Origin of the sequence: Stenotrophomonas sp. 2YAF22, assembly GCF_052114665.1 — a bacterium.
In the GTDB taxonomy this organism is placed as follows: Bacteria; Pseudomonadota; Gammaproteobacteria; order Xanthomonadales; family Xanthomonadaceae; genus Stenotrophomonas; species Stenotrophomonas indicatrix.
Genome location: NZ_JBFRFE010000085.1, coordinates 1 through 10,003 on the forward strand (window position 1 = coordinate 1; position 10,003 = coordinate 10,003).

Below are 10,003 nucleotides of genomic sequence, written 5' to 3' on the forward strand. Positions count from 1 at the left end.
CGCTGTTGCCGTTGCCGTTGCTCCGGCCGTTGCCTCTGCGGGTGCCGGGCACAGCCCGGCCGATACCCCTCCCCCGGCCGGGCTGGCAGAATAGGTATCTCTGCCGTAATCCGAAGCCGACGATGCGCCTCTCCCAGTTCCACCTGCACACCACCAAGGAAACCCCCAGCGACGCCGAGCTGACCAGCCACCGGCTGATGCTGCGCGCGGGCATGATCCGCAAGCTCGCGTCCGGCCTGTACACCTGGTCGCCGCTGGGCCTGCGCGTGCTGCGCAAGGTCGAACGCATCGTCCGCGAGGAAATGGACCGCGCCGGTGCCGTGGAATTCCAGATCCCGACCATCCAGCCGAAGGAACTGTGGGAGCAGACCGGCCGCTGGCAGAAATTCGGCCCGCAGCTGCTGAAGATCAAGGACCGCAAGGAACAGACCTTCTGCTACAGCCCCACCGCCGAGGAAGCGGCCTGCGATTTCGCGCGCAGCGAACTGTCCAGCTACAAGCAGCTGCCGGTCAACTTCTACCAGATCCAGACCAAGTTCCGCGACGAGATCCGTCCGCGCTTCGGCGTGATGCGCGCGCGCGAATTCCTGATGAAGGACGCCTACTCGTTCCACCTGCACGACGAAGACCTCGTGCGTGAGTACGAAAACATGAAGGTGGCCTACAGCCGCATCTTCACCCGGCTGGGGCTGGACTTCCGCATGGTGCAGGCCGATTCCGGCGCGATCGGCGGTGACGCCTCGCAGGAATTCCACGTGATCGCCGACTCCGGTGAAGACGCGCTGGTGTTCTCTACCGGTTCGGACTACGCCGCCAACATGGAAGCGGCCATTGCCGCCGATCCGGCTGCGCGCGCTGCGGCCAGCGAGGCACTGCGCAAGGTCGAGACCCCGGTCCAGAAGACCTGCGAAGACGTCGCCGCGCTGCTTGGCATCGACCTGCAGCGCACGGTGAAGTCGGTGGCGCTGATTGCCGGTGAAGGCAAGGCACAGCAGTTCGTGCTGGTGCTGGTGCGTGGCGACCACGAGGTCAACGAAATCAAACTGGGCAAGGTTGCTGGCCTGGACGAGCAGCGTTTTGCCAGCGAAGCGGAGATCGCCGAATACCTCGGCAGCGTGCCGGGCTTCCTCGGTCCGGTTGCACCGGCCAAGCCGATCCGCGTGGTCGCCGATCGCGAAGTGGCGGCGATGTCCGACTTCGTCGTCGGTGCCAATGAGGCCGGTTTCCATCTGGCCGGCGTCAACTGGGGCCGCGACCTGGCCGAACCGGAAGTGGCCGATATCCGTAACGTGCGCGCCGGTGACCGCGCGCTGGATGGCGGCGAACTGAAAATCGCCCGTGGCATCGAAGTCGGCCACGTGTTCCAGCTGGGCCGCACCTATGCCAAGGCGCTCGATGCCACCGTGCTGGACGAGAATGGCAAGGCTGCGGTGATGACGATGGGCTGCTACGGCATCGGCATTTCGCGTGTGGTCGCCGCAGCCATCGAGCAGAACCACGATGACGCCGGCATCATCTGGCCCGACGCCATGGCGCCGTGGCAGGTGGTGGTCTGCGTGATCAATCCGAAGGGCGACGCGGGCGTGGCCGATGCCGCTGCAGGTCTGCTGCAGGAGCTGCGCGACGCCGGTCTGGATGCCGCACTCGACGACCGCGGCCTGCGCCCGGGCGCGATGTTCGCCGACATGGAACTGATCGGCATCCCGCACCGGGTGGTGGTCAGCGAGCGCGGCCTGGCCGCAGGTACCTTCGAGTACCGCTCGCGCCGCGCGGCCGAAGCGGAGAGCCTGGACAAGGCCGCCCTGCTGCAGCGCCTGCAGGGTTGATCGGAAAAGACCGGGGTATACCCCGGTCTTTTTTTGCCGGATGGCCGCCCCCGGAAAATCGCAGCGGACATAATCCGGTCAAAATGGTCGCAACCGGGCCAGCCAGCCGACAGACGGTGACCTCAACTGTTTGTGCTGGGATTAATTCCTCATTACTCTGTCCCGCGACGCCACGGACCGGCTCGTCCCTGTCCCTAAATTAGTTTCTGGAGTAATCGTTGATGAGCATCGACCTGACCGGCCTGTCGGCACGTGAGCTGGGCGCATTGATCCGCACAGCCAAGAAGCAGCAGACCATCGTCGCCAAGCGTCGCCCGATCACCAAGGTGCGTGCCCAGCTGAGCAAGCTGGCCAAGACCGAGGGTTACACCATCGAGGAACTGTTCGGTGGTGAACCCGCACCGCGTGCGCGCAAGGTCGCCAAGGCCACCAAGGCCCCGTCCAAGACCGCCGGCCGCAAGCTGGGCAAGGTTGCGCCGAAGTACCGCAACCCGGCCAACCCGAAGGAAACCTGGACCGGTCGTGGCAAGCAGCCGCGCTGGATGGCCGAGCTGACCGCCAAGGGCAGCAAGAAGCCGGAAGATTTCCTGATCAAGAAGGCCTGAGGCCGGCTGCAGCAGGAATGAAAAACGCCGGCGAAAGCCGGCGTTTTTCATTCAAGGTGTGTGGACCAACGGTCCACACCTACAGGGTCTTGCGCGCCGGCATCAGCAGGTTGCCGAACAGCAGGCCGGCGACCAGCGCCATCACCACGTTCAACACGGTCAGGAACACGCTCTGGCCGGCGCCCACGTCCTGTTGCTGGACCAGGGTCAGCACGCCCCGCAGGCTGGTGCTGCCAGGCACCATCATGATGATGCCCGGCAGGCGGATGATCGCGCCGGGACGGCCGACCACGCGTCCGAACAGGTTGCCGCCGGCGGTCAGCAGCATCGCCGACAGGAAGATGCCGGCCGGCGTCCCCCAGGCATGACCACCAAACTTGGAGATCGCGTAGCCGGCCACCGAGGCGGCGATCACCCACGGATAGTCGCGGCGGTTGGCCTTGAACAACATCGCGAAGGCGAACGCCGCCGTCAGCAGCGAGCCCCACTCCACCCACGGCCCCTGTGGCCGCGAGGCACGGATCATCGGGTCCAGCCCCAGCACATCGGCCAGGGTCACCGCGATCATCGCGCCGACACTGAGCTTCATGATCGTGGTCAACGCGCCGGCAAAGCGCGCGGTGCCGGACACCCAGTGCTGGCTGGCCAGTTCATTGACCGCATTGGTCAGTGACATGCCCGGCAGCAGCACCACCAGCGAGGCGATGATCACCGTGTTGAGATTCAGGGCACCCACGAACGTGGCAACCACGGTAGCAACCAGGCCGGCCAGCAGCGCCGCCAGTGCTTCGGCCGCTTCCCGGCTGGCCGGGCGCTTGTCGGTGACCATGCCGAGCAGGCCGATCAACAGGCCGATGACGCCGGCGGTGGCGATGTCCAGCCACGGCAGCTTCCACATGCCCGCCACGCCGGCCGCACCGAGGGTGAAGGACAGGATGGTGCGCAGCTTGCCGCGCCGGCCCGGATCCTTGTCCAGCTGGCGCAGCGCGGTGTGGCCCTGGGCAATGCTCATGCGGCCATTGGCCACTTCTTCGGCGATCCCGTCAGCCACGCTGAGCTTGTGCAGGTCGTTCTCGCCGGGCGCCAAGCGGATCACCCGGGTGATGTCACTGGAGCCGATGGCCTGCGCCGGATCGCTGAAACTGAGGATGATGCCGGTGGGGTTCGACCACGGTTCACAATCCAGATCAAGCTGCCGGGCCAATGCAACCACCGCCGCTTCCAGGCGCTGGGCCGTTGTGCCGTAGCTGTGCAGGCGGCCGGCGATCTCGGAAACGAAGGCCACGCGCTGCGCGTAGGTGGCCTGGGGCGTGGGGATCGTGTGAGCGTCTGCGGACATGCGCCGTAGTATTACCTACGTCAGGCTCTGCTGGAGAAATTCATCCTGGTTCGACGCGACGTGCAATTCAGAACGGTTATGCTGCGACCCGAATGGCCCCCATGACCCCGACCCACGCCCCCCAGCTCGAACAGGACGCTCAGGATCCGGGACTGATCCGGCTGTCCGGCCACTGGACCCTGAAGACCGCGCTGGCCGCGGCCGAAGTGCTGCGTGGCGTTCCGGACACGCTGACCGGCATCGACGCCACCGGCATCGAGCTGCTCGACTCGGCCGGCGTGCTGCAGGTGCTGCGCGTCGCCCATCGTGCCGATCTCGGCGAGCACGCGCTGCAGTTCCGCCCGGACCACCAGGCGCTGGTGTGCACCATCGAAGAAGTGGCCGACGACCGTCCGAAGCCGAAGCGCGACTTCGGCGTGCTGGCGGCGCTGGAGCGGCTGGGCGTCAGCGTCCACGCCACGGGCCACAACATCAAGGCGCTGTGCAGCTTCCTCGGTGAGAACCTGGTCAAGGCCGCACGCCTGGTCAAGGAACCCCGACGTTTCCGCCTGACCGCGACCGTCCATCAAATGGAGCAGGTCGGGCTGGACGCAGTACCGCTGGTGGCACTGCTGTCCTATCTGGTCGGTGCGGTGATCGCCTTCCTCGGCTCGACCATCCTGCGCGATTTCGGCGCGGAGATCTTCGTGGTCGAGCTGGTCAACATCGCCTTCCTGCGCGAATTCGCCGTGCTGCTGACCGCGATCGTGCTGGCCGGCCGTACCGCCAGTGCCTTCACCGCGCAGATCGGTGCAATGAAGGCACGCGAGGAAATCGATGCGATGCGTACCCTGGGGCTCGACCCCATCGACCTGCTGGTGCTGCCGCGCCTGGTCGCGCTGCTGGTGACGCTCCCGCTGCTGACCTTCATCGCGATGGTCGCCGGCCTGGCTGGCGGCATCACCGTCGGCGCGTTCGACCTCGACATTCCGCCGCAGATGTACATCGCGCGCATGCACGACACGATGGAAGTGCGGCACATGCTGGTGGGCCTGTCCAAGGCGCCGGTATTTGCGCTGGTGATCGGCCTGATCGGTTGCCTGGAAGGCCTGAAGGTGGAAGGCACCGCACAGTCGGTCGGCGAGCGCACCACCTCCAGCGTGGTGCAGACGATCTCGCTGGTGATCATCATCGACGCCTTCGCGGCGTTGTGGTTCATGCACATGGACTGGTGACATGAGCACGCATCCGATCCCCGAAGAAGTGCCCATGCAGGACGACGACGGCCACGACCTGGCCATCCGCGTGCGCGGGCTGGTCAACCGCTTTGGCAGCCAGACCGTGCATGAAGGGCTGGACCTGGACGTGCGCCGTGGCGAGATCCTTGGCGTGGTGGGCGGTTCGGGCACCGGCAAATCGGTGCTGATGCGCTCGATCCTCGGACTGCGCGTGCCGGATGAAGGGCAGATCGAAGTGCTCGGCCGCGACGCGCGCGCCGATGACGCCGAGAGCCGCCTGCACATCGAACGCAATACCGGCGTGCTGTTCCAGGACGGCGCCCTGTTCTCGTCGCTGACCGTGGGCGAGAACGTGCAGGTGCCGCTGAAGGAACACCACCGCGAACTGCCCGAGCGCTGGCACTACGAGCTGGCCCTGCTGAAGGTGAAACTGGCCGGCCTGCCCGCCGATGCGATCAACAAGCTGCCCTCGCAGCTGTCTGGCGGCATGCGCAAGCGCGCCGGCCTGGCACGTGCGCTGGCGCTGGATCCGCCGCTGCTGTTCCTGGATGAACCCACCGCCGGGCTGGACCCGATCGGTGCGGCCGCGTTCGACCGGCTGATCAAGACCCTGCAGGAAGCGCTGGGGCTGACCGTGTTCCTGATCACCCACGACCTGGACACGCTGTATGCCATCTGCGACCGGGTGGCGGTCATCGCCGACCGCAAGGTGGTGGCCAATGCGCCGCTGCCGGAAATCGAGAGACTGGATCATCCGTGGATCCAGGAATACTTCCACGGACCCCGCGCGCGCGCCGCGCGTGGCGAACAGATCGAGAGTGCCTGAGCCATGGAAACGAAAGCCAACTACGTGCTGATCGGCGCGTTCACCCTGATCACCGGCCTGGCCCTGCTGGCCTTCGGCCTGTGGGCCGCCAAGTACTCCTCCGACCGTACCTGGCAGGAATACCGGGTGGTGTTCCGCGAAGCGGTGACCGGCCTGTCGGTCGGCAGCCCGGTGCAGTACAACGGCATCGCGGTGGGCTCGATCACCGAACTGAACCTGGTGCCGGACGATCCGCGCCAGGTGGTCGCGCGCATCCGCCTGAACTCGACCACGCCGGTCAAGACCGATACCCGCGCCAAGCTGGCGATCACCAGCCTGACCGGTCCGTCGATCATCCAGCTCAGCGGCGGCACGCCGCAGTCGCCGGCACTGACCACGGTCAACAAGGACCCGGCACCGATCATCCCGACCACGCCGTCGGCGCTGCAGAACATCACCGACGTGGCCAACCGCATCGTCGAGCGCATGGACCAGATCCTCAGCGACCGCAACGTCGCCTCGATCAACGCCACCCTGGCCAACCTGGAAACGATCAGTGGCGGCCTGGCCGACCGCGACCAGGGCACGCAGTCACTGCTGCTCAGCGCGCGCGATGCCGCGCGCAGCCTGGACACCACCCTGAAGACCACCAACGGCACCATCGAGCGCCTGGACAAGAACCTGGTGCAGCAGCTGCCGGGCATCATCGACAAGCTCGACGCCACCCTGGCCAAACTTGATTCGGCCGCCGGCAATGCCGATTCGATCCTTGGCGAGAACCGCGCCGCCATCAACAGCTTCGCCAATGACGGCCTGGGCCAGCTCGGCCCGACCCTGGGTGAACTGCGTGGTCTGATCCGCGACCTGCGCCGGGTCAGCGACCGCCTCGAGAACAATCCCGCGCGCTACCTGCTCGGCCGCGACGCCCCGAAGGAGTTCGAACCCAAATGAGCCCGACCACCCTTCCGCGCCTGCTGCTGGCCGCGTCGCTGGCCACCCTGCTGGGTGGCTGCTCGATCCTCGGCAGCGGCGACAAGAATCCCGTCACCCTCTATTCGCCGGCTGTGCAGGTCAAGGTCGACCCCAGCTGGCCGCAAGCCGACTGGCAACTGGTGCTGGCCAAGCCCAGCGCCGCGCGCATGGTCGACAGCCCCCGCATCAACGTGCGGCCGACGCCGTCTGAGCTGGAGATCTACAAGGGCGCCAGCTGGGCGCAGCCGGCCACCGACATGATCGAGGACACCCTGCTGCGCGGCTTCGAGGATTCCGGCCGCATCCACGGCGTGGCCCGCGTCGCCGCCGGCATCCGCGCCGACTACAAGCTGTCCACCGACGTCCGTCGCTTCGAATCGGACTACCAGGGCCAGCCCACGCCGACGGTCGTCATCGAGATAAACGCCAAGCTGATCGACGTGACCAGCCAGCGAGTGGTCGCCGACCGTACCTTCCGCCAGCTGCAGCCGGTGGGCAGCACCGACGTGTCGGCCGTAGCCGCCGCCTTCGAGCGTGGCCTGCAGCAGGTGGCCCAGGACGTAGTGGGCTGGACGCTGACCAGCGGGCAGAATGACAAGCAGGCGCTGCAGCGCTGAGGTTGCCCGGCGAAGCCCGGTCAACGCGGATGGATCCAGCGGAACGTCAGGTTGATGCGCTCACCCTGCACCCGCGCCATCTTCGGCAGCGCGTGCTGGTAGTGGCGCTGGGTAGCGCCGCCCATCAGCAGCAGGTCGCCATGAGCCAGCAGAAATTCGGCCTTGCGTGCCGGATCGTCCCGTCGGCGCARCAGAAACCGTCGCGCCGCCCCAAGGCTCAACGACGCAATCAGCGGGGCCGGCCCCAGCTCGGGCTCGTCATCGCTGTGCCAGCCCATGTAGTCGGTGCCGCCGCGATAGCGGTTGAGCAGTACGCTGTTGAACTCGCCCGAGCCCTGTTCCTGCAGGCGCATGCGCAGTGCCTGCAGCATCGGCGGCCATGGATGCGGGATGAACTCGGCGCCTGAATAGCGGTAACGCGCCTGCGGATCACCGATCCAGCAGCTCAACCGCGGTGAATCCACCCAGTTGCCGAACATGCGGATGCGGTGGGTTTCCCACGGGATTTCGGCTTGCAGCGCCTGCTGCAGGGCATCAGCCTGCCCACCAGGCAACCAGCCTGGCAAATGGCGGACGTCAGCGTCGGGAATGTCGGTCGGGAACAGCATCGACCAACGCTAGCACGGCCATGTTTGCCGCCGTGGCCGCCAACCCCGAAAATGGGGGCATGACCGATGCTCTCAATGTGATGCCGAGTTTCCGTTCCCCCTTACCGGAACGCGTCCGATGACCAACACCCGCTTGCGTCAGGTGCTGTTCCCGCTGCTGCGTGCAGCTTTTCGGGCGCTGCCGCTGTCGGAAGGGCAGCGCGACCGTCTGCGCACGCGCTGGCTGGCCCGTCATGGCGACTGGGTGCCGCCGCCGCCGAAAGGACAGCAGGACGCCAGCGGACCGCGCCCCAGTGCCCAATTGCGGTGGCGCGCCGACGAGCCAGCGATCGGCCACGTCCCCTGGCGCGAAGGCATCCTGCCCTCGCCACTGCCCGCTACCCTGGTGGCGTTCTACCTGCCGCAGTTCCACACGTTCCCGGAGAACGATGCCTGGTGGGGCAAGGGCTTTACAGAATGGCGCAATGTCACCCGTGCCCTGCCGCAGTTCGAAGGCCATGTGCAGCCACGCCTGCCTGCCGACCTCGGCTTCTACGACCTGCGCAATCCGCAAGTGATGCGTGACCAGGCGCGTTTGGCTGCGGAGTATGGCATCGGCGCGTTCTGCTTCTACTACTACTGGTTCAGCGGCCGCACGCTGATGGAAGACCCGCTGCGCCAGTGGCTTGACGACGACAGCATCGACCTGCCGTTCTGCCTGTGCTGGGCCAACGAGAACTGGGCGCGGCGCTGGGACGGGCGCGACGATGACATCCTGATCGGCCAGCAGCACAGCGCCGAAGACGATCTGGCCTTCATCGCCCACATCGCGCCCTATCTGCGCGACCGGCGCGCGTTGAAGGTCGATGGCCTGCCGATGCTGCTGGTCTACCGCCCCCATCTGCTGCCCGATGCACGTGCCACCGCCGACCGTTGGCGCCGCTGGTGTCGCGACAATGGCGTGGGCGAGATCCATCTGGCCTACGTTCAAGGCTTTGAACGGCCTGACCCACGTGACATCGGATTCGACGCAGCAGTCGAGTTCCCTCCGAACATGAGCAACCCTTCCTCGCTGTCGGCGCGGCAGTGGCTGCTCAATCCCGATTTCAATGGTGATGTCCGCGACTGGCGTGAACTCGCTGCCGAGATCAGTACGCGCCCGTTGCCGGACTATCCGTTGTATCCCGGCGTGAACCCTGGCTGGGACAACGAAGCGCGTCGCTCCGGCCGCGGCCGGGTGTACCTGCATGCCTCGCCGCGCGGCTACCGCGACTGGCTGCGCACCACAGTGCATCAGCGGCTGTCGGCAGTACCGGCAGAGCAACGCCTGGTCTTCATCAACGCCTGGAACGAATGGGCCGAGGGGGCGGTGCTCGAGCCAGACGCGCGGCTGGGGCATGCATGGCTGCAGGCGACGCGCGAGGCCTTGTCCCCGGCCCCACCGCCAGGTCAGGCGCGTGCCTGCTTGATGGTCCTGCTTGACGATCCCGATGCGATCGCCGCGGTGCTCACTGCTGCGGGCGACCTCGGGGTGCAGTATCGCTTGTTCGTGCCTGCCGCCCTGCGCCCGCAGAACGCACCGGCCGAGGTCATCGGCCATGCCGGCAATGCGCTGACCAGCCTGCTTCAACTACTGCAGGAGCATTCCTCGGAGGGCGCTCTGCTGGCATGCTGGCTGGACATGCGCGGGAACACCGTCCCGCAGCACATACCGACAGCGGGCGCGATAAAAAAGGTGCTTGAGGAATTCACGCAACGGCCGTCGCTGGGGATGATGCCAATAGCCGCGCCGGAAGGCACCGATGTCTGCAGCAGCCATCTTCGCTGGGCGACCCGCCTGGGACTGGCTCAGCGCCCGATGCCACGAATCGTCCGCGCTGCCTGGCTGCGAACAGAAGCCCTCAGACCTCTGTTGGATGCGCATCTCCATCCCAGCGAACTCAACGCAATGGATGCGTCCGGAGCGCTTGCCCAGCTGCTGCCGGACATCGTGATCAACGCAGGCTACGTTATCGCGGCAGCGCAGGACCAGCAC

9 protein-coding genes are annotated in these 10,003 nt (G+C 66.5%); 7 read left to right on the top strand and 2 right to left on the bottom strand.

Annotated features, from left to right (window positions below):
* Positions 1-122 precede the first annotated feature (122 nt).
* Together AB4Y84_RS05520 and AB4Y84_RS05525 are read left to right on the top strand one after the other, a co-directional pair.
* The gene (locus AB4Y84_RS05520) at positions 123-1,826 is read left to right on the top strand and encodes a proline--tRNA ligase (RefSeq protein ID WP_442245017.1); all 1,704 of its coding nucleotides are present in this window, start codon (positions 123-125) and stop codon (positions 1,824-1,826) included.
* 221 nt (positions 1,827-2,047) lie between these two features.
* Entirely contained in the window at positions 2,048-2,431 is a 384-nt protein-coding gene (locus AB4Y84_RS05525; RefSeq protein ID WP_089238647.1) for an H-NS histone family protein, read from the top strand.
* 79 nt (positions 2,432-2,510) lie between these two features.
* On the opposite strand, the gene AB4Y84_RS05530 is transcribed toward AB4Y84_RS05525, so the two are convergent.
* Positions 2,511-3,770, bottom strand: a complete 1,260-nt coding sequence (locus AB4Y84_RS05530; RefSeq protein WP_025878492.1) for a threonine/serine ThrE exporter family protein — start codon at positions 3,768-3,770, stop codon at positions 2,511-2,513.
* A 92-nt stretch (positions 3,771-3,862) separates the two neighbouring features.
* On the opposite strand from AB4Y84_RS05530, the gene AB4Y84_RS05535 reads away from it, so the two are divergent.
* Genes AB4Y84_RS05535 through AB4Y84_RS05550 form a run of 4 tightly spaced genes read left to right on the top strand, consistent with a single transcriptional unit; the run spans position 3,863 to position 7,381 of the window.
* Positions 3,863-4,984 carry an MlaE family ABC transporter permease gene (locus tag AB4Y84_RS05535; protein WP_176429855.1) on the top strand — a complete coding sequence of 374 codons (1,122 nt, stop codon included), beginning with the start codon at positions 3,863-3,865 and terminating at the stop codon, positions 4,982-4,984.
* 1 nt (position 4,985) lies between these two features.
* Positions 4,986-5,813, top strand: coding sequence for an ABC transporter ATP-binding protein (locus AB4Y84_RS05540; protein WP_053442492.1), 828 nt, complete (start codon positions 4,986-4,988; stop codon positions 5,811-5,813).
* Positions 5,814-5,816: 3 nt separating this feature from the next.
* Positions 5,817-6,743 carry an MlaD family protein gene (locus AB4Y84_RS05545; RefSeq protein ID WP_100551507.1) on the top strand — a complete coding sequence of 309 codons (927 nt, stop codon included), beginning with the start codon at positions 5,817-5,819 and terminating at the stop codon, positions 6,741-6,743.
* Positions 6,740-7,381 carry an ABC-type transport auxiliary lipoprotein family protein gene (locus AB4Y84_RS05550; RefSeq protein WP_428704004.1) on the top strand — a complete coding sequence of 214 codons (642 nt, stop codon included), beginning with the start codon at positions 6,740-6,742 and terminating at the stop codon, positions 7,379-7,381. The genes AB4Y84_RS05545 and AB4Y84_RS05550 overlap by 4 nt, the downstream gene beginning before the upstream one ends.
* A gap of 20 nt (positions 7,382-7,401) precedes the next feature.
* Here the strand turns inward: AB4Y84_RS05550 and AB4Y84_RS05555 are convergent, their stop codons facing one another.
* The gene (locus AB4Y84_RS05555) at positions 7,402-7,989 is read right to left on the bottom strand and encodes an alpha-ketoglutarate-dependent dioxygenase AlkB family protein (RefSeq protein WP_442245018.1); all 588 of its coding nucleotides are present in this window, start codon (positions 7,987-7,989) and stop codon (positions 7,402-7,404) included.
* Positions 7,990-8,107: 118 nt separating this feature from the next.
* Between AB4Y84_RS05555 and AB4Y84_RS05560 the strand changes: the two genes are divergently transcribed.
* Positions 8,108-10,003 (top strand): glycoside hydrolase family 99-like domain-containing protein (locus AB4Y84_RS05560; RefSeq protein ID WP_442245019.1); only part of this gene is annotated, 1,896 nt, incomplete at its 3' end.